The sequence below is a fragment of the Rothia sp. 32237D007AR genome (assembly GCF_053544675.1).
The window spans coordinates 1-26,275 of sequence record NZ_JBPPUO010000005.1 but is presented as its reverse complement, the minus strand read 5'-3'; the positions used below and the strand labels follow the sequence as shown (position 1 = coordinate 26,275).

Sequence of the window (26,275 nt, the reverse complement as noted above, 5' to 3'; positions counted from 1 at the left end):
ATTGCCGCAGAGAACCCCTGCAATCGAGTGACTTGGTAGCATTAACCACAAGAACAGGCATCAGACTCAAGGAAACACTGTGAGTACACACAAGGATCAGGCTCAAGGCGGTCGGAACGACAAGATACCTGCCTACCTTACCGAAAGCTACATCATTGAGGACGGGCTAGAGATTCCGCCCCCCGTCCGCCCTATGGGCCCGCGCCGCTTGACGCGTTACTACCAAGAGGCTGCTGACTATCTGCGCGCCCTAGAAAGGGGGGACGAGAACCTCCCTGAGGTGCCCATGTTTATGGGGGATATCGAGGGGGCAGATAGGGGCCAGGACGCCGCCCGTTCCCTGATGAATCTTTCACAGATGGGAAGTATCAGCACAGATGAGGGCGATGACCTTGATGTGGAATTTGATGAAACCCGCGCCACCGTCATTGAAGACCCCCTGGCTCATATCGATGCGCAGGTGCTGGAGCCTGAACGCCCTGTAGCAGAGGCCAGTGAGCAGATAGATTTTGCTACTGCCACCAGCGAAATCACCAGTGAAAGCGACTTCGTGAGCATCGATGAGCTAGAGCTGGAAGAAGAGCAGCTACCTGAGGAAGAAGCCTCCAACGAAGAGGTGCTCGAAGATGAGGAAGTGCTCGAAGATGATTACTCGCAGGTAGAAGAACCTGAGGATGTGCTGCACCTCCCAGAGCTACCTGCACCCGTGCGCGCTGTTGATGCCCAGGGTCTTGACCTTACCGAAATAGACAGCGCCGGTGTGACTGAACCGGCCGATACCACCCTAGCCAGTGACGGTGCCCTTGAGGTAGACTCTGAGAGTTCTGAAGAAACTGCCCAGGCACCAGAAGAGTATATCTCCCAGCCTGAGGCAGAAGAGAAGGAAGAGCTCACCGAGCCTACACCTGAGAGCACTCTGGTAGAGAGCAACGGCCCTGGCGGTGAAGAAGATGCACAGCGCGTCAACTTCGCAGGTGCCGTTAGGCAAATAGATGAGTCCTCACCCGGTGCTCTTGCCGATATGGAAGAAGAAGCCGCAGCTACCTATCACTCAGCCCCGTCATCAGCTAAGAGCCCTAACGGTGCTGTAATAGCTGTTCTCGGTCTGCTGTTTTTGGCGCTGGTGCTCTATGGCGTGTGGTTCCTCATCTTCAGATAAAGTTTTAGTTGAATAAGACCCCAAAAGGTTTGGGGAATGATTTGCTCGGAAAGGGCGAAATGACTGCAGCTGCAGAGTCTATTGAAGCGTTGAAGGTAGCCGCACGCGCGGCCGACGATATGCAGGGTACTAACCTGCTGGCCGTTGATGCTTCTGACATTATGGGTTTGATTGATGGCTTCTTAGTTGTCTCTGCCCACAACGAACGCCTGGTTAACGCGATTGTTGACGAGGTAGAAGATAAGCTCCGTGAAGAGCTGAGCCTCAAGCCCCTACGCCGTGAAGGTCGGGCTGAGGGCCGCTGGGTCCTGCTGGACTTCGGCGATATTGTGGTGCATGTGCAGCACGAAGAAGACCGTGCTTTCTATGCCCTAGATCGCCTCTGGGGCGATGCACCCCGCATTGACCTGGGCCTAGAGAGTGAAGTGGATAGTGTCGATACTGAGGGCGCTGAAGCTGACTTTGAAATCATCACCCCTGAGGCGGATTTGATGAACCAGCGCGAAGACTAAATTCTTCTGCAAGGACGCCTCACCTATCTTTTCTGCGTACGGGGAGTTGGGTGGGGCGTCCTTTGGTTTAAGCGGGTAAATGACCCATACAGTGTATGTGATGCAGTTCATGGGTGCTGGTGGGGGTTTGATTTGCATGAGCCTTGTAGGTGCCATAAGATAGAACAGTCGCCGCGAGAGCGGCCAACAATTGAATAAGGGGCTATGGCGCAGTTGGTAGCGCGTCTGCATGGCATGCAGAAGGTCAGGGGTTCGAATCCCCTTAGCTCCACGGGGGTATGGCGCAGTTGGTAGCGCGTCTGCATGGCATGCAGAAGGTCAGGGGTTCGAATCCCCTTACCTCCACCACTAAGATCTCAGCAATCACAGATTGCTGAGATCTTTTTTGTGCCCTCCGTAGGCTCAGACTACGAGCCTGGCAATAGGATGCTAAAGAGAGTAGAGCCGTCTCTGGTTCTCTAACAGAGTTGGTGCAAAATCTTCGCCGCGTTCAGCCGAAATGCACTCGACAAGTCGGTGCAGGCGTCCGCTCACATCTGAGGCAAACTGCTGGATATCAAGCGCGTCGGTAGGCTGCTCGGGCAAGTCCGTCTCTAAGAGCAGACGGTCAGCGGGCACCTGGCGGGTATAGGCCCGTCCGCGCTTAGTAGCCAGCATCTGCGGGTGAACCGATATGCACCCACCCAATCTTATGAGCCGGGTCAGCTCGTCACTGCTGCCCCCAAACCGGTGAATCACCGGAACAAGAGGGGGGCTGGGAACATCAAGCTCCTCAAAAAGGTCAAGAACCGCAGCAGTTGCGCGGACGGCGTGCACAGACAGCACATAGGGCTTCTCAGTCGGTTGCCCGGCAGCAGCCTGGAGCACCCCACCCACAATGCGGCGCAAAGCCTCTAACTGCAGGTCAGCAGGGGAAGCCTCCAGGCGGCGGGGCAGAAAATCCAGGCCAATCTCACCGATCAGCCGGGTGCTGCTTACCTCAGCCTCAAAGACCGCAAGCTCAGTCTCAACCTGAGCCACATCAGCCACCTGCCAGGGGTGAAAACCAAGAGACAAGAGCGGGCCCGCCGGGTCAGCCACCTGCCGAAGCTCCCGGTAGGCCGAGGGCTTCAGCGTCTGGGCAACCAGCTGCACACCCTGGGCCCGCAAGGCCTCGTTAAAAGAAGGCCGAAGCGGCGGGGCCAGGAAATCATAGTGAAAATGGGTATCAAGCAGCATACGAGCGGGACTACAGTAGGGGCTGAGGTGCGGCGTCCTCTCCACTAGCCCGGGTGCCAATATAAGGCGGAGCGGGAACCGGCTCCATGCCAGCTAGCTGACGAATCACCTTACCAGCCAGCATCTGCCCCATAATCGGAGGCATATAGCTCATAGACCCCAGAGTCTCACCCTTGGTCTTAGCACCAGGAGCCTTCTCCACCTTGAAAGGTAACTCGGTTGAAAAGAGCACCTCAAGACCATAAATCTGACGCTTGCGGCACTCAGAACGAATCACCTTAGACATAGAACAGTTAAAGGTGCGGCGAATATTAGCGAACTGCAACATGGTCGGGTCAAGACGGTTGGCCGCGCCCATCGACGCTACCAGGTTCAGGCCCCGCTCCGCAGCCCACTGGTAGACAGCCAACTTCTGGGTGATGGTATCAATGCAGTCAATGACGTAGTCAGGGCGGGGGAACTTATCCAGAGTCTCAGCCAAGTTATCGGGGGTGAGGAAAGCCCGCTCAGCAATCACCGTGCAATCGGGCTGAATCTCCTTAATCATGCCCTCCATGACCTCAGCCTTAACCTTGCCCAAGGTAGAAGTAAAGGCCAAGGCCTGCCGGTTAATGTTGCTCTCATCAACGACGTCCCGGTCTAGCACAATCAGGTTACCCACCCCGCCGCGGGCCAGGGCCTCAGCGCAGGCAGAACCTACACCGCCAAGGCCGAGCACCATGACGGTGGCGTCCTGAAGTTTCTGCAGGCCCTCGTCCTTAAAAAGTAGTCTCAACCGGGCAAAACGTTCGCTCTCAACACCCACTCAGGGCCTCCTTGGAAAAGTTGTGTCTAACCTGGCAATTATGCCACATACCTGAAGCAGGGGTTGAGGCCCGTCCGCTTATCTTTGCGAGAAGAACCTCCCGCCGCAAGGAGGGTAGTGGCCTATGAAAGTGCCTTATATCGCTGAGCGTGCACCTGCCATGTGCACGCTCAGCGATATGACGCACGGTCGCCAGATGGAGGACGAAGCCTAGGGGGAGCTATGGCATGAAGGGCGATCTAGCTTCAACCACGTAGATCTATTTAATGTTCGAGGGTTAGAAGCTCACCGATTTCGCAGTCCAGGGCCTTGCAGATAGCGGTGAGGGTGGTGAACCGAATCGCTTTAGCCTTATTGTTCTTGAGGATAGAGAGATTAGGCAGGCTGATATCTACTAGTTCGGAGAGGCGGCTGAGGGTCATGCCCCTGCTGTCTAAGAGCTCATCTAGGTGGCAGTGGACCTGCGATATATCAGTTGGCATCTTAGACTAACCCCTCTGTGTTTTTCTGCAGTTGTTCGCCGGTTTCCAGAATAGCTGAGAGGGTGTAAAGCATGAGAAATACTCCAATGGGCCAGAAACTGATGAAAACAGCAAGGTTGGGGGTTGGTGCACTAGAGAGCCCACCGGTGAGCTCCCACCCTATGAGGGATTCGGAGGCAAGGGCGGCAGCCCCAAATCCTTCAAGAATTGGGGCCATGAACCCGCAGATAAGAACAACCCAGGCTAGGGACTGGGTGAGGCGGGTGAGCTGGGGGCGGAAGGGGATTCCCTGTAGCCGCCCGCGTGCTAGTGCCCGAAAAGCTAGTGCTATGCTCACTTGCATGATGCTACCGAGAATGAGGGACCCGGCAAGAAGTAGTGCGGCCTCAAGTGGGATTCCTCTTGCATCTGCTGTGATGGTGTCAAAATGCAGGTTCTCAAGGCTAAGACCATTAGCGCCGGGGTGAACGTTCATTCCCTCTGGTAGCCAGGGGCTAATAGGAAGGGCAGCACTCGGTGCTTCTCGACCGATGATAAGTTGAGCTACCCCGATGAGGGTAAGGACGGTTACCACCCCAGCATAGAGGGTCGCTAACCATTGTGTGGCTTTGAGGGTGGCTTGTAGGTCTCGTTGTGTCTGTAGGTATTTGAGGAAAAAGAAGGCGATTAAACCTGCGATTATCAGGCTAGCGAACAGAGTAAGAGGGATGGCGGGCATGGTAACCTCCACATGCAGTTTATTGAAAAACGATATTATCGATAAACATTAAATTACCAGGGTGGGAGTGCCAGCACAAGATATTGAAGAGCGGACGTCCTTCCGCGACTTCTTCGCCTAATGCCCTGCAAAGACCATGAGAGCGGCAACCAGAATAAAGAGAGAACCAAAAACCCGGTTCAGTATCTTCTGCCCGCGCTCTGAATGCGAAAGCCTCGTCAAAGACTTTGCCACCAGACCAAAACCGCCCCACATCACTAGAATGTCAATGGCCACCATAGTGCCCGCAACTACCAGATACTGGGGCAGTTGCGGGGCATCGGGCCGCACGAACTGGGGCATAAAGGCCAGAATAAAAACAATGGCCTTAGGGTTAGACATATTCACCCAGAAACCCCGATTAAAGAGAGCCAGGGGAGTACCCGGTTGCAAGCGCGCACCTACTCGGGTGCCGCGTCCTTGCCCCTGCTGGGCCGAGGCACCCCCGCTACTGTCTGCCTCATCGCGGGCTTGCTGCGGGGTCTGAGGGCGAGCAAAAATCATGCCTAACCCAAGATAGACCAGGTAGGCTGCCCCACCGTAGCGAATCACATCAAAGAGTACCGGCGAATTAGCAACCACCACGCCCAGGCCAGCAGCCACAATAGCTATCTGCACCACCAGGGCCAGCTGCTGCCCTATAACCGTGAAAAAAGCCCTCTTCCAGCCATAAAGCAGGGAAGTTGTCATGGTATTCACCGCACCTGCACCAGGGGTCAAAGAGATCACCAGGCAGGCAAGAACGAGAGAAAGCCAGAGGGTAAAAGTCATAGCACCTCATAGTAGCGAAAAAGGTAGATGAGAGCAGAAAAAGGTTTCACACAGTGAACCCCTAGAACCCTTGCACAAAACAGTCACCATGACCAACTAAAGAACCCCACAAAAAAGTGGGGCCCTGCACACCACAGTGCAGGGCCCCCTTCACTATAAAAAGGTTAAACCTTAGAAATTACTCGATACCGCAGTTCACAGCATCAAGACCAAGATCCCAGGTGACACTATTGAGAGAAGACTCAAAAGTATCAACGTCGCCAACCTTCGCAGCCTCAATGGCATTGGTCAGAGCAGTGCGCATCTCTTCAGAAGGTGCGTTATCGCGCACGTTCGTCAAAGAAGCCATGTAACTTTCCAGAGTAGTTACATCCTTCTGAATGTTGTCAGAGGCAACCAGGAACTCATCCAAGGCAACACAGTAAGGTGAAGCAGGGTCAAGGGCAGCAGAAGCAGCTGCGGTAGAAGCGTTAGCTGAAGCCTCATCAGCAGCAGAAGAAGCTTCCTTGCTCATCTCGTTGGTTGCCTGTGCGGAGGCAGAAGCTGAACTTGAAGCAGCAACGGCAGAACTGTGGCTTGCAGAAGACTTAGCAATCTCATTACCGATGCCAGCAAAGAGGAAAGCAAAGAAAAGAATTGAAGCTAGAAGGCTCAGGGCACCAATGACGATACCTGCAATAGCTAGCCCACGGCCCTTCTCGCCAGTGCGCTTAATCTGGTTCAAGGCAATGAAACCAAGAATAACACCAACAATGTTAATCAAGAAAGCAAAAACAAGGCTGAGAATAGCCAAAAGGTTAGTCTTCTCAGACTGAGGATTCACCGGCTGGTAAGGGGTATTAGCGGAATGGGGTGCAGAGTAGGAAGAAGGTGTCTGCTCGCTCATATCAATAAACTCATTTCGGGTGTGCGGTATGAACAGGGCCTAGTAGCCCTGCTCACAGAATACTATCAGCTTTACTATCACAGGGCAGAACGCCATCCCGCACACAGGGCCCACACCTCACCGACCAAACATGAGATACTGAAAAAGTGCCCACACCAAAAAACCAAAACCTCACCCACCCCAGCACCCCCACCTCACCTCTACCCGCCACCGCAAGCGCCCTCGACAGGCTCATCCTAGCGGAGGCCACCACAGCCCTCACCACCTTAGAGAGCACAAGCGGGGATATCCTCATCCTCGATGACCCCACCGGCACCCTCACCCGCTGGGCCCTGACCCACACCGCAGCAGGGGCCCACCGGGTCATCAGCCGCCAACGCTCCTACACCGACGCCCTCACCCTGCACCGCACCCTGACAGAAGAAAACCCGGACGCCGCCACCCGCCTAATCGTGGCAGGACTCGATCCCACCGGCGAAATACACCCCACAACCTTCAGCCTCCACCAAGCCCTCACCCACCACCACTTCACAGGGCACCTCGCCTTAGGGCATCTACCCAAGAGCCACGCCGCGCTCGCTGACCTTGCCCACGATTTTTCCTCTTATCAGGCGCAGCAGGGGAGTGAGGCTACCCTGATCTTGGGCGGTAATACCAAGCACATGAGCACAACCTTCAACCAAACTCTTGCCCAGGATTTTGAGCAGGTGCGGGGTTTGCGCGGTAAGGGTAAGCACCGTTGTTTACTGGCGACCGGGCCTGCACCTGCAGCTCAGGTGTCTGTCCCTGCCGGGCCTCTCCAGGCTTGCGGCGGGGTCTTCTCTGGGGGCAAACCAGATCGGGGTGGGCAATTACTGGCCACCTGCGTCCTGACCGATATCAGCAAGCAGGCCCCTGCCCACCCTCTGACCCTGGTTGATTTAGGGTGCGGCAATGGTTCAGTCACGCTTCAGGTGCTAGAGAACCTACCGGCGGGTGTTGAGGTCGCCCAGGTGTGGGCAACTGACCTTGATGTGGATGCTGTGCGCTCTGCCCAGCTCAACCTGGGTCAGGACGCCCGGGTGCAGGTGAGCTGGGACGATGCCGGGGCCCGCCTACCCCAGGGTTGCGCTGATGTGCTCATGCTCAACCCGCCCTTTCATACAGGAACCGCAGTTGACCTTAGCCTGGTAGGGCCCCTACTGGATGCTGCCCTACGATTACTAGCCCCCGGTGGGCGCCTATATCTAGTGCATAACTCTCACGCCCGCTACCGCAGTCAGGTGCAAGAGCGCTTTGAGCAGGTGCGTCAGCTTGAACGCACCCCCACCTTTACCGTCCTTAGCGCCTGCGCACCGCAACAGAAAGAGATTCGATGACTATCAAAATTATTGCCATCGGCAAGAAACACGAAAAATGGGTTAAAGACGGTATCGACCGCTACGAGAGTCGCCTGCGCAAGCCCTGGGATATTAGCTGGCAGTACCTGCCCCACTCATCCTTGGCCCAGGATGCCGCACGGGCAGAAGAATCCCGCCGAATTCTAGGGAAAGTAGAGCGCGATGATTACCTGGTGCTCCTTGATGAGCGCGGCAAGATGCTCAGCTCCCCAGGTTTAGCACACCTACTAGAAGAGCAGCTAGGCTTCAAAAAGGTCGTGCTGGTTATCGGGGGTGCCTACGGGGTTGATGAGACTGTGAGAGCGCGAGCCAATACTATCTGGAGTCTTTCTGACCTAGTCTTCCCCCACCAGCTGGTACGCCTAATCATCACAGAGCAGATTTACCGGGCAGGGGAGATCGCTGCCGGGCGCCCCTACCACCACGTGTAAACTCAACCCCAGACAAGGTAATCGAATACATATTCGAATTGCGCTAAAGTGCGACATACACAGTAGCCCTAACCACACTGACCGGTCAGAAGAGATAGGATAAAAGTGGTCATAGACGACCACCCCTTGCCACCCGGGGCGGCCTGGTAGCAAGGAAAAACCACTCAACTAACTAGGTGATCAAATACCATGAAGGCAGCACGCTTTTACGACAACAAAGACATCCGCATCGAAGACATCGAAGAACCCACCGCAGGCGCCGGCGAAGTCCTCATCAAAGTAGCCTGGGCCGGAATCTGCGGCACCGACCTCCACGAATACCTCGACGGACCCATCTTCTGCCCCACCCAGCACACCCCCCACCCCATCTCAGGTGAAACCGCCCCCGTCACCATGGGTCACGAATTCTCCGGAGTCGTAGAAGCACTCGGCGAAGGCATTACCGACCTCGAAGTAGGCGACCACGTCGTCGTCGAACCCTACATCCTCGACGAAGACGTAGAAACCGGCCCCGACAACAAAAACTACCACCTCTCAGAAAACATGAACTTCATCGGCCTCGGCGGACGCGGCGGCGGCCTCTCAGAAAAAGTCGCCGTCAAACGCCGCTGGGTCCACAAAATCTCCAAAGACATCCCCCTCGACGAAGCCGCCCTCATCGAACCCCTCACCGTCGGCTACCACGCCGTTGAACGCGCAGGCAAAATCAAAGAAGGCGACGTAGCCCTCGTCGGCGGCGCCGGCCCCATCGGCCTCCTCATCGCAGCCGTCCTCAAAGCCTACGGCGCAACCGTCATCATGAGCGAACTCTCCAGCCTCCGCCGCCAAAAAGCCCTCGACGCAGGAGTAGCAGACCACGCCCTCTCACCAGCAGAAGTCGACATCGTCGAAGAAGTCAAAAAACTCACCGACGGCCGCGGCGCAGACGTAGCCTTCGAATGCACCTCAGTCAACGTCGTCCTCGAAACCCTCATGGACGCCATCCGCCCCCAAGGCATCATCGTCGTAGCCTCCATCTGGGGCAAACCCGCACAGATGGACCTCCACAAACTCGTCCTCAAAGAAGTAGACGTACGCGGCACCATCGCCTACGTCAACAACCACCCCGACACCATCAAGCTCGTCGAATCAGGCAAAGTCAACCTCAAGCCCTTCATCACCGGGCGCATCCCCCTCGAAAACCTCATCGACAAAGGCTTCGACACCCTCATCAACCACAACGAAACCGCCGTCAAAATCCTGGTCACCACTGACCCCCAGCGCCTAGCAGACGCCCAATAAGCACAAACCAGCCAACCATAGACGGCAAACACCGGGCGGGTACCCCTACGCAAGCGGCACCCGCCCGCACCATACCCACACACCCCACCCCACTCACACCACCCAACTTAGCCACAAACCCCCACCCACCAAAACGTAACACACACCCAAAAACCACCAAAAACGCTATATTTTATACATGACAAAGAAAACAGTTACCGTAGTATCCACACTCGCGGCAACCACCCTCCTCGCAAGCTGCGCACAAACCATCGTCCCCGGCATGGGCATCGAACCCACCAACAACTGGGGCGCACGCGACGACATCACCATCGAGGTAACTGCCCAACACCACAACACCCACGCCCCCGCAACCATCACCGTCTACCAAGACCAAATGAACTTCGACGGCAACCAAGCAGACTTCAACGGCGAAGCCTACTACAAACTCACCTACAACAACCTCGCAGACCTCACCGACTCACAAATCCGCGTCACCGTCACCGCCAACGACCCCACCACCGACGTCACCTGCGCCATCAAAGGCACCGGCTACGCCCTCCAAGAAGGCGACCACGTCAACCACGCCAACCAAGCCCACGGCACCGGCAGCGCCACCTGCACCCTCAACATCGACTAAAAACCCACCCCACACCACCCACGGTGGGCACCAACAACGGTGCCCACCGCCTCCATTTAAAACACCCCACCCCAACATGCACCAACCCACCGAATATGAAAAACTAGAACCATGACCACAGGGGCACACGAAATCCGCACCATCGTCTCAGAAGCAGCAGACGAAGCCGCCAACATCGGCTACCGCATCGGCGACAAAATCCACACCTACCGCGAACGCCACGCACAAAAACACGGCCTAGAACCCGTCATCGTACCCAGCGTCGGCTACGGCACCCAAAACTGGGTCCGCATCCTCGGCCGCGCCCTCTACAAAACCGACCTCTTCGAAGAATTCTTCGACTCCCTCGAAAAAAACGACCCCACCATAGACCCAGTCCGCGGCTGGCGCTCCTTCACCTCCGTCGCCATCTCCCACGCACCCATCGACATCCACATCAACGGCCAAACCCACCGCGTCCACGCCGACCGCGGAGGAGTAGTAGACGTCAAACTCAACACCACCCTCCCACCCGGCACCCACCACATCACCCTCACCACCCCCGGCAGCCAACCCGCCACCACCACCATCTACATCGTCCCCCACCACCAAACCATCGGCATCATCTGCGACGTCGACGACACCGTCATGAACACCGCCCTACCCCGCCCCCTCGTCGCAGCCTGGAACAGCTTCGTCCTCAACGAACACGCCCGAAGCGCCACCCCCGGCATGGCCGTCATGATGGACCGCCTCCACCGCGCCCACCCCACAGCCCCCTTCATGTACCTCTCCACCGGCGCCTGGAACATCACCCCCACCCTCCGCCGCTTCCTCCACCGCAACGGCTACCCCAAAGGCACCTTCCTCCTCACCGACTGGGGCCCCACACCCGACCGCTGGTTCCGCTCCGGCCCCCAACACAAAATCAACACCCTCAAACGCCTCGCCCACGAATTCCCCCACATCCGCTGGATCCTCATCGGCGACGACGGCCAACACGACCCCGAAATCTACAACGGCTTCGCCGTCCGCTACCCCAACAACGTCGAAGCCATCCTCATCCGCAACCTCACCTTCGGCGAAACCGTCCTCTCATCAGGCCGCGTCTGGGGCGACAACCGCGCTCGCGATATCACTAAGGGCGACCTCTGGCTTGAAGGCAATGACGGCACTGCCCTCTACGAGCAGCTCAAAGAGCGTGGCCTGGTCTAAAACAGCACCGTTTAAACACCCTCAGGGGCGCCCTTGTCAAGCCTGACTGAGCACCCCTTTGAGCGACACACCCCTGACCAAAAAACCTTAAAAAACGCCTCTAGGCAGCTCCCAAAACTCAAGGCTCAATTTAGGGTTGAAATCCCTTCCCCTGATATCACGCGGGACGCCCGGGCTCCAGTCTGTAAGGCCCCTGCAACTGGTGCACGAAAGGTCACATCTGCCCTCTTGAGCTCCTTCCACAAAGCCCTTAATGTGGATAACCCCCTTAAAGCCTGCAAACGCGCGGAAGGGGCTGTGGATAGAAGATTACTTTAAAAACTTTTGTAACTAACCACAGCATGTAGGGCTAGATGCGCTCTTGAAACACTAGATGTAGTATTAAATCTCGGTTCAAGCCGCAGGGCTAAAACTGCCGCCAACCCAGTAAGTGGGCTCTCTGCGAGCCCTTTGCCAGAAACTTCCCGCCACCAGCGGGACACCAAGGAGAATCCCCATGACTGTTACGGTGTACACCAAGCCTGCCTGCGTCCAGTGCAACATGACCTACCGCGCTCTCGATAAGCTCGGCGTCCAGTACAACACCGTTGACATCACCGAGGACCCCGCCGCCCTGGACCTCATCAAGGGTATGGGCTACCTGCAGGCCCCTGTCGTTATCGCCGGTGAAGATCACTGGTCAGGCTTCCAGCCCGACAAGATCAACGCCCTAGCTAGCGCCGCAGCCTAAACCCCATAAACACCTGCCCGGGGGAGTAGGCAGCGCCCACCAGCGTCCGCACCCAGGGCATTTTCTCGCACTTTGTGCACCCCTAACCAGCACGACTAGATCCAGGCACCTGCCCCTATGGACACCACAGACACCACCGGCCAACCCACCATCGTCTACTTCTCCTCTATCTCAGAAAACACCCACAAGTTCGTGCAGAAGACCGGAATAAAAAGCATCCGGCTGCCACTGAAAACCAGCCAAGAACCCCCACAGGTTACCGGCCCCTATGTGCTGTGCATCCCCAGCTACGGGCGGCCCGGGGGGTCAGGGTCCATCCCGCCCCAGGCCGTGAAGTTCCTCAATAACCCCCACAATCGGGAACTTCTACAAGGAGTCATCGGCTCGGGAAACACCAACTTCGGTGAACTCTTCTGCGTAGCAGCAGAAAAAGTCGCCGCTAAATGCCACGTTCCAGTGCTCTACAAATTTGAGCTCATGGGCACCGAAGAAGACGTAGAAACTGTTAAAGAAGGATTGGAAAAATTTTGGATTCAAAACTCCCTGTACCCGGCCTCAGCGTAGAACCCGGCCACGAGGACCCAAGCACCCCCGAAAAATATCGCGGTATGGGGTACCACGAACTGAACGCCCTGCTGAACCTCTACGACGAGAAGGGCCAGATTCAGTTCGAGGCAGACCGTCAGGCAGCCCGCCAGTACTTCTTACAGCACGTCAACAACAACACTGTTTTCTTCCACGACCTGGAAGAAAAGATTGACTACCTCATCAAGCACCAGTACTACGAGCCTGAGATCTTTGAGAAGTACTCCTTCGACTTCGTCAAATCTCTCTCGAAGCTGGCCTACTCTAAGAAGTTCCGTTTCCCCACCTTCCTAGGTGCCTTCAAGTTCTACACCTCCTACGCACTCAAGACCTTTGACGGTCAGCGCTACCTAGAACGCTTCGAAGACCGCGTGGTGATGGTTGCCCTGTTACTGGCAGAAGGCAATGAGGCACTGGCCACCAAAATTGTTGAAGAGATTATCTCCGGCCGCTTCCAGCCTGCTACCCCCACCTTCCTCAACGCCGGTAAGAAGCAGCGCGGTGAGCTGGTTTCCTGTTTCCTGCTGCGCATTGAAGACAGCATGGAATCCATTGGGCGTTCTATTAACTCTGCCTTGCAGCTCTCTAAGCGCGGCGGTGGCGTGGCTTTCGCCCTGACCAATCTGCGTGAAGCTGGGGCACCCATCAAGAAGATTGAGAACCAGTCTTCAGGCGTCATCCCCGTGATGAAGCTATTAGAAGACTCCTTCTCGTACGCTAACCAGCTTGGTGCCCGTCAGGGTGCAGGTGCAGTCTACTTGCACGCCCACCACCCCGACATCTACTCCTTCTTGGACACCAAGCGCGAAAACGCCGACGAAAAGATCCGCATCAAGACCCTTTCCTTGGGTGTTGTGATTCCTGATATCACCTTCGAACTGGCTAAGAAGAATGAGGACATGTATCTCTTCTCGCCCTACGATGTTGAGCGTATCTACGGGGTGCCGTTCTCAGACATTAACGTCTCAGAGAAGTACTACGAGATGGTTGATGATGCTCGCATCAAGAAGTCAAAGATTAATGCTCGTGAGTTCTTCCAGACCCTAGCTGAGATTCAGTTCGAGTCTGGCTACCCCTACGTCATGTTTGAAGACACCGTCAATAAGGCTAACCCCATTGACGGCAAGATCATCATGTCTAACCTTTGCTCTGAGATTTTGCAGGTTTCTGAGCCCTCTGCTTACAACGCTGATTTGAGCTACGCGACCGTTGGTAAGGATATCTCCTGCAACCTCGGCTCCTTGAATATTGCCCTGGCTATGGACGGCGGCGACTTGGGCAAGACTGTTGGCACCGCTATCCGTGCCCTGACCTCTGTCTCTGACCAGTCTGATATTGCTTCTGTTCCTTCTATTGAGCGCGGTAACTCTATGAGCCACGCTGTTGGCCTGGGTCAAATGAACCTGCATGGCTACCTGGCTCGTGAGCACGTTTACTACGGTTCTGAAGAGGCTTTGGATTTCACCAATATTTACTTCTACACCGTCACCTACCATGCGATTCGTGCTTCTATGGAGATTGCTCGTGAACGCAAGCAGACGTTTGCGGGCTTTGAGAAGTCTAAGTATGCATCGGGGGAGTTCTTCGAGAAGTACATTAACGGGACTTGGGATTTTGAGACTGAGCGGGCCCGTGAGCTTTTCGCTGGCCACTTTGTGCCCACTGCTGAGGATTGGCAGCAGCTGGCGGCCGATGTAGCTGAGCACGGTATGTATAACCAGAACTTGCAGGCTGTTCCTCCCACCGGTTCTATCTCTTATATCAACGGTTCTACTTCTTCGATTCACCCTATTGCTTCGAAGATTGAGATCCGTAAGGAGGGTAAGCTGGGGCGCGTCTATTACCCGGCTCCTTACATGGATAATGAGAACCTGGATTACTACCAGGATTCTTATGAGATTGGCTACGAGAAGATTATTGACACCTACGCTGTTGCTACCCAGCACGTTGATCAGGGGCTGTCGCTGACTCTCTTCTTTAAGGACACCGCTACTACCCGCGATGTTAATAAGGCTCAGATTTATGCTTGGCGCAAGGGTATTAAGACCATCTATTATTCACGTATTCGTCAGATGGCTCTCGAAGGTACTGAGGTTGAGGGCTGTGTGAGCTGTATGCTCTAGAGCTTGAGGTGGGGTAGGGGTTTGTGCCTTTGAGGTGCGGACGCCTGCCCCGGCTGGGAGGGCCCGTCATCTTCTGTGTGGGGTGGCGGGTTTTCTATGCCAAGCTTTATAATCTATATAACTGATAAGTTAAACTGATTATTTTAGGCTGGCGCCCATGAAAAATTTTTCATACGAGCAGGCGGGAACCTTACGTTACTCGGTATTTAGAATGCATCGACGACTGAGGAACGAAACTGACTCCCACTCACCACTCTCATTTGCTGAAGAAACCGTACTCGCCCAGTTACAGGCCGCCCCGAGGCAGACCGGTGCTGAATTAGCCCGCTTCCAGCGCATGACACCACAGTCCATGAACAAAATCGTGGCTTCACTCCTGCGCCGCGGCTATATCGCCTCAGGCAAAAACCTGCACGATAAACGCCGCAAAGAGCTCTACCTAACAGACCAGGGGAGTAACACCATTAACTCCATCATCAACCGCCGCGACCGCTGGATCGTAGAGCGAGCCGACGAAATATTGACCGCAGAAGAGGCCGCACAACTCGCTGCGGCCCTGCCCCTGCTACGCCGTCTGGTCGACAGGGAAACCAAGGCCGAACGCCTAGCCGCCCAGCAAGAAGAAGCGGGCGCGGACGTCCGCCCCTAAGATGTTCACCCAGCCGCGCCAGGTGCAAATTCTGGCTAAGGGTGAAAGAATAGAACCAAGCCATTTTCAGGCACCCCAACCACCCCACAAGAGGAGAACTCATTACCATGAGTGAGAAGGTCGAACTGGTCAAACACGTTGAAGCTATCAACTGGAACCGCATCGAAGACGAAAAAGACCTTGAGGTCTGGGACCGACTGACCGCTAACTTCTGGCTACCCGAAAAGGTGCCGCTCTCAAACGATGTGCAGTCCTGGAAGACCCTGACTGACGAAGAAAAGCAGCTCACCATGCGCGTCTTTACCGGCCTGACCCTACTGGACACCATCCAGGGCACCGTCGGCGCTGTGTCCCTACTACCTGACGCCGTCACCGCCCACGAAGAAGCCGTCTACACCAACATCGCCTTCATGGAGTCGGTGCACGCCAAGTCTTACTCATCCATCTTCTCCACCCTCTGCTCCACCAAAGAAATCGACGAAGTCTTCCGCTGGTCCACCGAAAATGAGCACCTTCAGAAGAAGGCTCGCATCGTCATGGACTACTACAAGGGCGATGACCCCCTCAAAAAGAAGGTCGCCTCAACCCTGCTAGAGAGCTTCCTCTTCTACTCAGGTTTCTACCTGCCCATGTACTGGTCTTCACACGCCAAGCTCACTAACACCGCAGACCTTATTCGCCTGATTATTCGCGATGAGGCCGTACACGGCTACTACATTGGCTACAAGTTCCAGCGCGGCCTTGAGAAGGAAACCCCCGAGCGTCAGGCAGAACTCAAGGAATACACCTTCGATTTGCTCTACGAACTCTACGAGAACGAAGTGGCCTACACCCACTCCCTCTACGACGGTGTTGGCCTGAGCGAGGACGTCAAGAAGTTCCTGCACTACAACGCCAACAAGGCACTGATGAACCTGGGCTACGAGGCCCTCTTCCCGGCCTCCGTCACCAACGTCTCCCCGGCCATCCTTTCAGCTCTCTCACCCAATGCCGACGAGAACCATGACTTCTTCTCCGGCTCCGGCTCCTCATATGTGATCGGTAAGGCCGTAAACACTGAAGATGAGGACTGGGACTTCTAAAAGGCCTAGTCACACTTAGAGATTAGCCCCTCGCCATACCCCGAACTAGGGGAGCGGTGAGGGGCTGTTTTTATGGGAGTGAAACCGAGCCTCCGCACTTATTCTGAAAAAGCCGCAACTAGTTGCGGGTAAAACAGAATAAATGCGGGGTAAAACTGATTCACCTAAAGCGAGTACCCTTGATATTGAACCCTCCGAGCAGAAAGAGAGCCATGCCCGCGCCTATTACCAGCTATCAGCAGGCCGAGAAGATTTTGGCTGCCCAGCTGTCCATCGACCTGTGCCTTCCGGAGCAGGCCATTGATATCGCCCAGCAGCACGGCTCGACCCATCTTTCAGCGCGTCGAATCCCCCTCGACCAGATGCACCCGGCCCGCCGCCGTTACCGGGACCAGTGGGAGTTGCGTCTGATTAATTACCGGGGGCTCACTGTCATTTGCGCCCAGCACCCGCGAGTACGTGAGGCGGCGGATAACCTGCTAGCGGGCGACAACGGTAACTGGGTGGGGGACTATTCTGAATTGCGTAAGCTCAACGACTACCTCACCCCCTACGCTCTGCAGATGAGCGGTACTTCGCTCTTTTTTACTCCTGGTAGGGATTTTTTTACTTCCCAAGGTACGGACGCCCGCCCCGGCTTGACTGCCGGGGGTTATACGGTGCGCTGGTTGGAACCTTCAGAGTTCGCCTGCTACCGGGATAACCCTGATTTTGAGAATGCTTTGGGTTTTAAGGAGTTGCGCCCTGATGTGCAGGTGCTGGGTGCTTATGCTGAGGGGGGCCTGGTGGCCTTGGCTGGTGCTAGTGAGGATTCTGATTGGTGCCGCCAGATTGGGATTGATGTGCTACCTGAGCACCGGGGTAGGGGTTTGGCCTCTTACCTGGTCAGAGAGCTGTCGCAGGCTATTCTTGCTGAGGGGTTTGTGCCTTTTTATGGTACTAGCCCGTCGCATATTATTAGCCAGCAGGTTGCTTTGAATGCGGGTTTGCGCCCGGCCTGGTGGGAGTTTGTGTCGACGAGTTTGAATGAGATTTCGGTGGACTGATGCTGCACCTTGAGCGGGTTGATCCCGCAACCAGTGGAACCATGGCCGAGCTGGTTGATTCTGCACTGATGACCGTCCGCGCAGTAGGTAGGGGGGAGGCTCCTAGTACGTTGCGGCTTTACCGTCCTGAGCCGACGGTGGCTTTTGGTCGCAGGGATGAGCTTAACCCCTGCTTTTCTCAGGCCCGTGATGTTGCACAGAATCATGGGTTTGAGCCTCTGGTGCGGACGGTGGGTGGGCATGCTGCTGCTTACCATTCGGGGTGCCTGGTGGTGGATCATTTTCAGAGGGCTTCTGATGCTGTGAGCGGTAATCATGAGCGGTATGGTGTTTTTGGGGCTATGTTTGCGCAGGCTCTTACGAGGCTGGGTGTTCCTGCTGGTGTGGGTGAGTTACCGGGTGAGTATTGCCCGGGTGAGTATTCGGTTTGGGGTCAGTTGCCTGGTGGCCGGCGGGTTAAGCTGATTGGTACTGCTCAGCGTGTGGTTGTGGGGGCTTGGTGGTTCTCTGCGGGCATTGTGGTTGCTGGGGCTGATGAGTTGCGGGCTGTGACTGCCGGTGTTTATGAGGCTCTTGGTCTTCCCCTTGACCCGGCAACAGTGGGTGCAGCAACTGATATTGAACCTTTATTAACCGTTGATGATCTTGAAGATGCTGTGATTGAGGCCTATGAAAGTGAGGGTTTTTCATGTGTGGACGCTATGCCCTTGAGCTAGCCCAGGAGCACCCCCAGTACTTGGCTGGGGTTGAACTCAGCGACCCTATCACTAATTACAATGTGGCGCCCACCAGTACGGTGCCGATTTTGGTCGACCGGCTGGTGAGCCCTACCGGGCTGGCGGGTGCGGACGCTGGCGGGCAGGCGGGTGCGTCCACCCAGTAAGGACGTGGGTAATGTGCGCAACAATGCCCCGTACCTGTTGGACCCGGTGGAGGACTTACTGACTGGTCTGCCAGGGGTCTAGGCTACCGGGGGGCTAGATAGTCTCTGGTGTCTAGAGAATGTCGTCGTCTTCGGGGAACCAGCGGTTGAAGTCTAGGGTCAGGTAGAGGGCTAGTGCTGCGGCGTTATTTTCGCTGATGCGCACTGAGACCTGCTCGTAGCCGTCATCAAACATCTGGTCGATGCTGCGGCGGATGAGCTGTTCTGCTAGGCCTTCGCGGCGGCGTGAGGCTGCGGTGAAGAGCTCGTAGATGGTGGGGATGTCCTTGGGTTCGGTGACCATGCGGTGTTTGAGGCAGAGGGAGGCTGCGATGATGCGGCCGTGCTCGTCAACGACTACGGGTGAGGCTTCGGTGTAGAAGTCGCCGTGTTCGCCTTTGAGTATGCGTTCCATTTCGGTGGTGGCGTCGGCTTGTGAGGCGAATCGTTCGCCGTCGTAGGAGGCGAAGTAGAGTCGCGCCAGGGCTTCGGCGTCGTCGAGCTGGGCCAGGCGGGTGCTGATGGTGAGGGGTTTCCGCGCTTTTGTGGTGCGTGAAATCAGGGTAATCAAGCCGCTCATGGTGGGCCTCCTTGTGGGTCGGATTTTGATTTACACTGTGATGTATAGAATACTCTGTTGGCTGATGATTGCCTACGGTTTCGCCGATTATTCACCTTGTCAACAGAATATTGCCCTCTAGGGCAGCTCCTTAGCTGGCAGACTAGGGGTGTTGAGACAGTTGAGCAGAAAGGACGGCCGGGGTGAAGTTTGCACAGGTCAGGCGGGCAGGTGCGGCCCACGCAGTAGTTGAACAGGGCGGACGCTGGTACGAGCTTGACCAGCCCCTGCAGGATCTTGTGAGCGCGGGGGTATTACCTGCAGATGACCTTGAAGAAGTGGGGGCGCAGCCTGCCCAGGTGAGTTCTGGGGATTTTATTGCTCCCTTGAGTCAGGTGCAGCGGGTGCTGTGTGTGGGGCTGAATTTTACTGATCATGCTGAAGAGGTGGGGGCGCAGCTACCTAGGTATCCTACTCTTTTTACGAAGTTCGGTAATGCCTTGGTGGGGCCGGGTGAGGTGATTGAGCTTCCTGCGGAGAGCACCAAGATTGATTGGGAGGTGGAGTTGTGCGCGGTAGTGGGCCGCCGGGGCCGTCGCATTCCTGAAGAGCAGGTGGATGAGCACCTGCTGGGTTATACCGTTTTGAATGATGTGTCTGTGCGTGATTGGCAGGGGCGCACCTCTGAGTGGTTCCAGGGGAAGAATTGGGACCGTATGACGCCTTTTGGCCCGGTAATTGTGAGCCCTGATGAGCTTGATATTGCAGGTGGTCTTGCTATGACGTGTAGTGTTGATGGTCAGGTGCGGCAGCAGGGAACTACTGCCACTATGATTTTTACTCCGGCTCAGGTGGTGAGCTATATTTCTACTTTTATGACGCTTGAACCTGGTGATCTTATTGCTTTGGGGACTCCTGCCGGGGTGGGGCTTTCTGTGCGCCCGCGTCAGTGGCTGCGCGAGGGGCAGACGGTGGTTTCTGAGATTGAGGGTATTGGTTCTTTGACCAACGAGTGCAAGGTGCTCTAGGTGCCTTGAGAATCAGAAGGGGCCACTATTTTTGGGGGTTTTAGGGCATAGAGAAACCTGCAAGCCGCTGGGCGGTTTGCAGGTTTCTTGCTGTATGAGCTTTGAGCTATTTAGCTACTTAGGCGGTGTGCTCGCAGGTTGCGCATTCGCAGCTCTTGCAGTCGCAGTTGGCGCAGGCGTCGTTGCAGTCCTTGCATTCACAGGTGTTGTGGTTGCAGGTTGCGCAGTCGCAGTTCTTGCAGTCGCAGTTGGCGCAGGCGTCGTTGCAGTCCTTGCATTCGCAGGTGTTGCATTCGTCGTAGTGGTCGCCGTGCTCGCGGTGTGCGTGGCCGTTGTGGAGGTAGTCGATGTGGTCGAGGTGTACTACTGAGCGGTGGCCGCAGTCGGTGCCGTGGGTGTGCTCGTGGGTTTCTGCTTCGCGGTGCAGGGGTGAGGTAGTCATTGTTTATTCCTTTGTGTGGTGGTGGACGTCGGCGATGATGTGTTTGATGTGGTCATCTGCTAGCTGGTAGAAGGTGTTTCGCCCTTCGTGGGTGCTGGTGATGACCTGTGCCTCTTTGAGTATTTTGAGGTGGTGGGAGGCTAGGGGCTGTGATACCCCTATGCAGGTGTGAAGCTCGCTGACAGTGTGGGGGCGCTCCATGAGGTGGTGGCAGATGGCCAGTCTCAGGGGGTGCGCTAGTGCTGAGAAGAGCGCTACGGACGGTTCGTAGGTTTCTAGCGGGTAACTCTCAACGGGTTTCATAAATAAAACTTTATATAAAGAACTCTTTATTTGTCAAGGCGTGGTTTAACCCTCACTCGCCGCGCAGGCAGGCGGGGGAGAGCTTGGGGTATTCTGTACCTTGTGTCAAAACGTTCTTTGTGGTCAGAAAGCAGCACCAGCATGGTGATTCACGGCGATAATCTCGCCGTGCTCAAAAACCTGCCCGCAGAGAGCTTCCAGCTCATCTACATCGACCCTCCCTTTAACACCGGCAAGGTGCAGAAGCGCCAGAGCATTAAGACTGTGCGCGCTGAGGGTGCCAGCCGGGTTGGCTACAAGGGCCAAACCTACGAAACCATTAAGGGCGATATCTACGGCTACTCAGATTCTTTTGAGAACTACTGGGAGTTCCTAGAGCCCCGCCTCATGCAGGCCTGGCGCCTTCTCAAACCCAGTGGCACACTCTACTTACACCTGGACTACCGTGAGGTGCACTACGCCAAGGTGGTGCTCGATGCCCTCTTTGGCCGCGAGTCCTTCTTGAACGAGATCATCTGGGCCTACGATTACGGTGCTAAGTCCAAGAAGAAATGGCCTGCCAAGCACGACAATATTCTGGTTTACGTCAAAGATCCTGAGAACTACTACTTCAATTCTGAGGCTGTAGACCGCGAACCCTACATGGCGCCCGGGCTGGTCACCCCTGAGAAGGCGGAGATCGGCAAGCTACCTACGGACGTCTGGTGGCACACCATTGTCTCACCCAGCGGCAAGGAGAAAACCGGTTACGCCACCCAGAAGCCCCTGGGTATTTTGCGCCGCATTATTCAGGCTTCAAGTGCTGAGGGGGATTGGGTGCTGGACTTCTTCGGTGGTTCTGGTACCACTGGTCACGCCTGTGCCCAGCTTGACCGAAAGTTCTTGCTTATTGACCAGAACCCTGAGGCTATTAAGGTCATGCGCAAGCGTTTCAAGGCTGTAGACGGGTTAGAGACCACTTTTAAGAAGTCTCGCGCTAAAGCCTCTCTTGATGTAGCGAAGACCACTCATAAGGTGTCATTGCGCAAGAAACAGCGATAAATGGCCTAGAAGCGGTAAAATTGGCTTTGTTCTGCACCCTCGTACCGTGCAGATGTAAAGCGAGCTCACCCGTTGTAGGGGTGGGCACATCTAAAGGAGACAATTTTGTCCGCTCTTTCCATTTCCGTCGCAGGTGCCGCCCAGCAGGTTGAGGCAGGCACCACCGCAGCCGACCTCTTCGCTGAGAACCCTGACATCGTCGTTGCCCGTATCAACGGCACTCTGGTTGATTTGTACACCGAACTGACTGATGGCTGCACCGTTGAACCCGTGTCTATCCACGAGGAAGACGGCCTGAACGTCCTGCGTCACTCTACCGCGCACGTCATGGCCCAGGCCGTGCAGGAATACCGCAAGGACGCCAAACTCGGCATCGGCCCCTACATTACCGACGGTTTCTACTTCGACTTCGACGTTGAAGAGCCCTTCACCCCTGAGGATCTCAAGAAAATTGAGAAGAACATGGTGAAGATTATTAAGAGCGGTCAGACCTTCCGCCGCCGCGTTGTCACCCAGGCTGAGGCTGAGGCCGAGATGGCTAACGAGCCCTACAAGCTGGAACTGCTCGCTCTATCCCAGGGCCCCGGCTCCGGCGCGGACGCCGCTGAGGGCGCCTCCGTTGAAGTAGGGGAGGGCGAAATCACCATCTACGACAACGTGAACAAGAAGGGTGAGACCGTCTGGAAGGATCTCTGCCGCGGCCCTCACCTGCCCAACACTAAGCTGATTGCTAACGGCTACGCGCTCATGCGCTCCGGTGGCGCCTACTGGCGTGGCTCTGAGAAGAACCCCATGCTGCAGCGCATCTATGGCACTGCCTGGCCCACTAAGGAAGAGCTGGTTGCCTATAAGGACCGCATCGCTGAGGCTGAGCGCCGCGACCACCGCCGCCTGGGTGAAGAACTTGACCTCTTCAGCTTCCCCAAGACTGTTGGCCCCGGCCTGCCCGTGATTCACCCCAAGGGTGGTGTGATTCTGCGCGCCATGGAGGACTACGTGCGCGCCCGCCACATTGAAGAGGGCTTCGAGTATGTGAAGACCCCGCATATCTCTAAGGAAGATCTCTTCTACACCTCCGGCCACCTGCCCTACTACTCAGACGGCATGTTCCCGCCCATGGAAGACGACGGCCAGGCCTACCGTCTCAAGGCCATGAACTGCCCCATGCACAACGAGATTTTCCGCTCCCGCGGCCGCTCCTACCGTGAGCTGCCCCTGCGTCTCTTCGAGTTCGGCTCTGTCTACCGTGACGAGAAGTCCGGCGTGCTCTCAGGTCTAACCCGCGTGCGCATGATTACCCAGGACGACTCCCACTCCTACGTCACCAAGGAGCAGGCACCTGCTGAGGTGGCCCACCTGCTCAAGTTCATGCTCTCCCTGCTGGAGGACTTCGGCATGACCGACTTCTACCTGGAACTCTCCACCCGCGACACCGAGGGCGATAAGAAGGACAAGTTCATCGGTACGGACGAGCAGTGGGAAGAAGCAACCGCCATTCTGGAGAAGGTCGCAGCCGACACCGGCCTGGAACTGGTAGCTGACCCGGGTGGTGCAGCCTTCTACGGTCCCAAGATTTCTGTGCAGGCTAAGGACGCAATCGGCCGCACCTGGCAGATGTCGACCGTGCAGTATGACTTCAACCAGCCCGCCCGCTTCGGCCTGGAATACCAGGCATCAGATGGCACCCGCCAGGAGCCGGTCATGATTCACTCGGCCAAGTTCGGTTCATTTGAGCGTTTCATGGGCGTGCTCATTGAGCACTACGCCGGTGCTTTCCCTGCCTGGCTGGCACCCGTTCAGGTGATTGGTGTACCGGTTGCTGAGGCCTTCAATGACTACATGGGTGAGGTTGCTGCCAAGCTCAAGGCCCGCGGCGTACGAGTCGAGGTGGATTACGGAACCGACCGCTTCCCCAAGAAGATCCGTACCGCGTCTAAGGAGAAAGTACCCTTCATCCTGATTGCCGGTGGCGAGGACGCCGAGAACGGCGCGGTCAGCTTCCGCTTCCGCGATGGCTCCCAGGAAAACGGCGTGCCCGTGGACGAGGCCGTGGAACGAATCGTGAAGCATATTGAAGAGCGGGTGAATGAGGATTCTATCTCCTTACAATAGAAAGCAGATATAATTTACTCATTAAGGCTCATCACATAAAAGGGTTCAAATGCTATTGCTTATATCCTGATTCACTTCGTTCATAGGGCGACTAACCTAATTCAACGAAAAGTTGATGTTTTGTAAATAAACCTAATTTATAATTAGTGTTGATGCTGGAGGAGAAAATTGACCAGGCAGGATATTTATAGTAATTTTTTTAATTTAAACAACTTAATAAAATACGGATATTATGATGCTCCAATAAAAATAAAAATCAATCATTATGATCAATCGGTTAATTACGGATTGCCGGATTCGATATATGAGGGCCTGTTTGATCTGGAGGAGCTGATTGATATCCTTAATAGTAGTAAGATATCATTGCCGGAAGAACGACTAGATACTGAACCTTTAGTATTTTCAATATCAAAGACAGAGTTTACGAGACGTGTGTATAAATTTCCAAATTTTTACTCCTACTATATTATCTGTAAGTTCCTAGTCGATAAAAAAGAAATAATTAAAACCGCTTTTAAGAATGATATTAACTCAACTTCCAAATATTTCAATATCGAAGGGTATGAATATGAAAAAACAAAAGAAATAGAAAAAAATATTTTACAATTTGGGAAAAGTGTTTTAAATTTAGATTTATCAAATTTTTACCCAACTCTTTATACTCATAGCATTGATTGGGCAGAACGCGGAAAAAATCAAGCCAAAGCCTCCAGAAAAACTACTATACCTGGGCAAATTGCTCTGGACCTTGATCAGCTTATTAGAAACTGTCAATTTGGTGAAACGCACGGTGTCCCTACAGGGACATTGATGGCAAGGGTTGTGACTGAATATTACATGACTTTTTTTGATGCTAGGTTGCGTAGTTCAAATTATCAAACATTTACAAGATACGTTGATGATTTTAAGTTTAGTTATATTAGCGAGCAAGAAAAAGAAGGGTTCTTACGCGAATTTACAACTATTTGCAATGAGTTGGGTTTAAATATTAATACATTTAAGACATATGTTGAGAGTTATCCAAGTGCAGAAAAGCATAGTAAGGCATTCATAAAAAACTGGAATCTCGAGTTGAATTCTCGAAAATGGGATTCAACATTGCGTTCTTCAATTCATAATGTGATTGACCGTTGTGTTTATGATGAGAAATCTGGTGGAAAGGGTTACCTAAAATATCTATTTGCATCATTGCGTTTTAAAATCAGTAATGAGGACACTAGCACCGATCGAATTTCGGAAGTATTTCTAGAATCTGGAACTTCTAATGGAATTAGCATTTTTGAACGATTGCTTGATATTTCTCTTTCTAACCCGTCATTAACTAATAATTTTCTAAGATTTTCCACTGTGCTTAAAGATTATGGCAATGATATATCTTTAAAGATAAATAGGATAGTAAATAAATATTACTCGGATAAATTGAATATTTCAAGTTTGATAAAATTATATTCTAAAAACAATCTCCATCAAGAGTTATATCAAATTTTACTGTACGCCTATGAATTTAAAGTACATTTTGAAATCCAATCGTATGTTAAAGACATTTTCACTGTAGACTCAGATGACTTCAGTATGATATTAGCTATAATGATTTGTTATAGAAATATTCAATCCGGAAATGATTGGTTAAACATTCTGTCAGAAATAGATTCGGTACTTATACAAACTCACTCATCATATGAAGATCTTTCAAACTATTCAAGAATGAGAGAGCAACACTGGCTGCTACGTTACTTTATTTACACTTTTATTAGCTCAGGATATATAGAAAAGAGGGTTGTGAGCCAATACTCCATGGGAAAAGGTTATAAAAATTATCGAAAGGGAGGATTTAAGACAGAATTAAATAGTAGATATATATTCAATATCAATAAGGGTGATGTCGTCTCAAAATTCTACGAAGAATTGCTTGATAACGATGTTAATCTAATTAACCTATCTGATTTGTAGATTATCTAATCTTCCCCACTTTTGTTCAATTATTAGGTTTATGGTTTTGCCCAGAGTCAATCCGGGTGTGCTGAGCTTTGTGAATAAAGTGCAGTTGATGTGATTCTTGCTTCTCTTGAATAATTAATTATAGAGGCTTATTCAAAAGTAGACACGCACCCCACACCCACCAACTAGACAACGGCCCCACCCGCGGCAAAAATATGAGC

General features: G+C 54.1%; 28 protein-coding genes and 2 tRNA genes. 21 read left to right on the top strand and 9 right to left on the bottom strand.

Translation table 11 applies throughout. The annotated features are described in order from the left end of the window. Positions 1 to 79: 79 nt before the first annotated feature. The 4 genes from ACED87_RS04650 (at position 80) to ACED87_RS04635 (ending at position 2,019) form a co-directional block, all read left to right on the top strand. A complete protein-coding gene (locus tag ACED87_RS04650; protein ID WP_449083886.1) occupies positions 80 to 1,159 on the top strand; it encodes a hypothetical protein in 1,080 nt (359 codons plus the stop codon). 59 nt (positions 1,160 to 1,218) lie between these two features. Continuing rightward, entirely contained in the window at positions 1,219 to 1,671 is a 453-nt protein-coding gene (rsfS, locus tag ACED87_RS04645) for a ribosome silencing factor (RefSeq protein WP_449083888.1), read from the top strand. A 198-nt stretch (positions 1,672 to 1,869) separates the two neighbouring features. Then, a tRNA-Ala gene (locus ACED87_RS04640) sits at positions 1,870 to 1,942 on the top strand. Between the two features lies 1 nt (position 1,943). Continuing rightward, positions 1,944 to 2,019 (top strand) — tRNA-Ala (locus ACED87_RS04635). 81 nt (positions 2,020 to 2,100) lie between these two features. Here the strand turns inward: ACED87_RS04635 and ACED87_RS04630 are convergent. The 6 genes from ACED87_RS04630 to ACED87_RS04605 form a co-directional block, all read right to left on the bottom strand. Next, a complete protein-coding gene (locus ACED87_RS04630) occupies positions 2,101 to 2,889 on the bottom strand; it encodes a TatD family hydrolase (protein ID WP_449083890.1) in 789 nt (262 codons plus the stop codon). 10 nt (positions 2,890 to 2,899) lie between these two features. Then, positions 2,900 to 3,694, bottom strand: a complete 795-nt coding sequence (locus tag ACED87_RS04625; protein WP_449083892.1) for a tRNA threonylcarbamoyladenosine dehydratase — start codon at positions 3,692 to 3,694, stop codon at positions 2,900 to 2,902. A 263-nt stretch (positions 3,695 to 3,957) separates the two neighbouring features. Then, positions 3,958 to 4,176 (bottom strand): helix-turn-helix domain-containing protein, encoded by a 219-nt coding sequence (locus tag ACED87_RS04620; protein ID WP_449083894.1) that lies wholly within the window; start codon positions 4,174 to 4,176, stop codon positions 3,958 to 3,960. Between the two features lies 1 nt (position 4,177). Then, a complete protein-coding gene (locus ACED87_RS04615; RefSeq protein ID WP_449083896.1) occupies positions 4,178 to 4,894 on the bottom strand; it encodes a hypothetical protein in 717 nt (238 codons plus the stop codon). A gap of 117 nt (positions 4,895 to 5,011) precedes the next feature. Further along, positions 5,012 to 5,704, bottom strand: coding sequence for a LysE family transporter (locus tag ACED87_RS04610; RefSeq protein WP_449083898.1), 693 nt, complete (start codon positions 5,702 to 5,704; stop codon positions 5,012 to 5,014). 178 nt (positions 5,705 to 5,882) lie between these two features. Then, a complete protein-coding gene (locus tag ACED87_RS04605; RefSeq protein ID WP_449083900.1) occupies positions 5,883 to 6,497 on the bottom strand; it encodes a DUF4190 domain-containing protein in 615 nt (204 codons plus the stop codon). A gap of 239 nt (positions 6,498 to 6,736) precedes the next feature. Here ACED87_RS04605 and ACED87_RS04600 point away from each other — a divergent pair, with 239 nt between their 5' ends. From ACED87_RS04600 to ACED87_RS04540, 13 genes are all read left to right on the top strand, one after another. Then, the gene (locus ACED87_RS04600) at positions 6,737 to 7,948 is read left to right on the top strand and encodes a class I SAM-dependent methyltransferase (protein ID WP_449083901.1); all 1,212 of its coding nucleotides are present in this window, start codon (positions 6,737 to 6,739) and stop codon (positions 7,946 to 7,948) included. After that, complete coding sequence (locus ACED87_RS04595; protein WP_449083903.1) at positions 7,945 to 8,400, top strand: 23S rRNA (pseudouridine(1915)-N(3))-methyltransferase RlmH; 456 nt, start codon at positions 7,945 to 7,947, stop codon at positions 8,398 to 8,400. The genes ACED87_RS04600 and ACED87_RS04595 overlap by 4 nt, the downstream gene beginning before the upstream one ends. A 189-nt stretch (positions 8,401 to 8,589) precedes the next feature. Beyond that, positions 8,590 to 9,681, top strand: coding sequence for a 2,3-butanediol dehydrogenase (locus tag ACED87_RS04590; RefSeq protein WP_449083904.1), 1,092 nt, complete (start codon positions 8,590 to 8,592; stop codon positions 9,679 to 9,681). Between the two features lie 178 nt (positions 9,682 to 9,859). After that, positions 9,860 to 10,300 (top strand): hypothetical protein, encoded by a 441-nt coding sequence (locus tag ACED87_RS04585; protein WP_449083906.1) that lies wholly within the window; start codon positions 9,860 to 9,862, stop codon positions 10,298 to 10,300. 111 nt (positions 10,301 to 10,411) lie between these two features. After that, entirely contained in the window at positions 10,412 to 11,494 is a 1,083-nt protein-coding gene (locus ACED87_RS04580) for an App1 family protein (protein ID WP_449083908.1), read from the top strand. 496 nt (positions 11,495 to 11,990) lie between these two features. After that, complete coding sequence (gene nrdH / locus ACED87_RS04575; RefSeq protein WP_449083909.1) at positions 11,991 to 12,224, top strand: glutaredoxin-like protein NrdH; 234 nt, start codon at positions 11,991 to 11,993, stop codon at positions 12,222 to 12,224. Between the two features lie 117 nt (positions 12,225 to 12,341). Then, the gene (nrdI, locus tag ACED87_RS04570; protein ID WP_449083910.1) at positions 12,342 to 12,788 is read left to right on the top strand and encodes a class Ib ribonucleoside-diphosphate reductase assembly flavoprotein NrdI; all 447 of its coding nucleotides are present in this window, start codon (positions 12,342 to 12,344) and stop codon (positions 12,786 to 12,788) included. Further along, on the top strand, positions 12,752 to 14,932 hold the full coding sequence (gene nrdE / locus ACED87_RS04565) for a class 1b ribonucleoside-diphosphate reductase subunit alpha (protein ID WP_449083912.1): 2,181 nt from the start codon (positions 12,752 to 12,754) through the stop codon (positions 14,930 to 14,932). Before nrdI ends, nrdE begins: the two co-directional genes overlap by 37 nt. 157 nt (positions 14,933 to 15,089) lie before the next feature. After that, the gene (locus ACED87_RS04560; protein WP_449083914.1) at positions 15,090 to 15,581 is read left to right on the top strand and encodes a MarR family winged helix-turn-helix transcriptional regulator; all 492 of its coding nucleotides are present in this window, start codon (positions 15,090 to 15,092) and stop codon (positions 15,579 to 15,581) included. 107 nt (positions 15,582 to 15,688) lie between these two features. Next, positions 15,689 to 16,663 (top strand): class 1b ribonucleoside-diphosphate reductase subunit beta, encoded by a 975-nt coding sequence (gene nrdF / locus ACED87_RS04555; protein WP_449083916.1) that lies wholly within the window; start codon positions 15,689 to 15,691, stop codon positions 16,661 to 16,663. A gap of 212 nt (positions 16,664 to 16,875) precedes the next feature. After that, positions 16,876 to 17,709, top strand: a complete 834-nt coding sequence (locus ACED87_RS04550; protein ID WP_449083918.1) for a GNAT family N-acetyltransferase — start codon at positions 16,876 to 16,878, stop codon at positions 17,707 to 17,709. Then, positions 17,709 to 18,425 (top strand): lipoate--protein ligase family protein, encoded by a 717-nt coding sequence (locus ACED87_RS04545; protein ID WP_449083920.1) that lies wholly within the window; start codon positions 17,709 to 17,711, stop codon positions 18,423 to 18,425. Before ACED87_RS04550 ends, ACED87_RS04545 begins: the two co-directional genes overlap by 1 nt. Beyond that, positions 18,398 to 18,592 (top strand): hypothetical protein, encoded by a 195-nt coding sequence (locus ACED87_RS04540; RefSeq protein ID WP_449083922.1) that lies wholly within the window; start codon positions 18,398 to 18,400, stop codon positions 18,590 to 18,592. The genes ACED87_RS04545 and ACED87_RS04540 overlap by 28 nt, the downstream gene beginning before the upstream one ends. A gap of 112 nt (positions 18,593 to 18,704) precedes the next feature. Here ACED87_RS04540 and ACED87_RS04535 read toward each other — a convergent pair whose 3' ends face one another. Then, positions 18,705 to 19,211 carry a GNAT family N-acetyltransferase gene (locus ACED87_RS04535; RefSeq protein ID WP_449083924.1) on the bottom strand — a complete coding sequence of 169 codons (507 nt, stop codon included), beginning with the start codon at positions 19,209 to 19,211 and terminating at the stop codon, positions 18,705 to 18,707. 182 nt (positions 19,212 to 19,393) lie between these two features. Here ACED87_RS04535 and ACED87_RS04530 point away from each other — a divergent pair, with 182 nt between their 5' ends. After that, complete coding sequence (locus ACED87_RS04530) at positions 19,394 to 20,218, top strand: fumarylacetoacetate hydrolase family protein (protein WP_449083926.1); 825 nt, start codon at positions 19,394 to 19,396, stop codon at positions 20,216 to 20,218. A gap of 118 nt (positions 20,219 to 20,336) precedes the next feature. Here ACED87_RS04530 and ACED87_RS04525 read toward each other — a convergent pair whose 3' ends face one another. Beyond that, entirely contained in the window at positions 20,337 to 20,660 is a 324-nt protein-coding gene (locus ACED87_RS04525; RefSeq protein ID WP_449083927.1) for a hypothetical protein, read from the bottom strand. 3 nt (positions 20,661 to 20,663) lie between these two features. Beyond that, the gene (locus tag ACED87_RS04520) at positions 20,664 to 20,963 is read right to left on the bottom strand and encodes an ArsR/SmtB family transcription factor (protein WP_449083929.1); all 300 of its coding nucleotides are present in this window, start codon (positions 20,961 to 20,963) and stop codon (positions 20,664 to 20,666) included. Between the two features lie 141 nt (positions 20,964 to 21,104). On the opposite strand from ACED87_RS04520, the gene ACED87_RS04515 reads away from it, so the two are divergent. From ACED87_RS04515 to ACED87_RS04505, 3 genes are all read left to right on the top strand, one after another. After that, entirely contained in the window at positions 21,105 to 22,004 is a 900-nt protein-coding gene (locus ACED87_RS04515; RefSeq protein WP_449083931.1) for a DNA-methyltransferase, read from the top strand. A 105-nt stretch (positions 22,005 to 22,109) separates the two neighbouring features. Next, entirely contained in the window at positions 22,110 to 24,116 is a 2,007-nt protein-coding gene (gene thrS / locus ACED87_RS04510; protein ID WP_449083933.1) for a threonine--tRNA ligase, read from the top strand. Positions 24,117 to 24,284: 168 nt separating this feature from the next. After that, positions 24,285 to 26,066, top strand: a complete 1,782-nt coding sequence (locus ACED87_RS04505; protein ID WP_449083935.1) for an RNA-directed DNA polymerase — start codon at positions 24,285 to 24,287, stop codon at positions 26,064 to 26,066. The last annotated feature ends 209 nt before the right edge of the window (positions 26,067 to 26,275 follow it).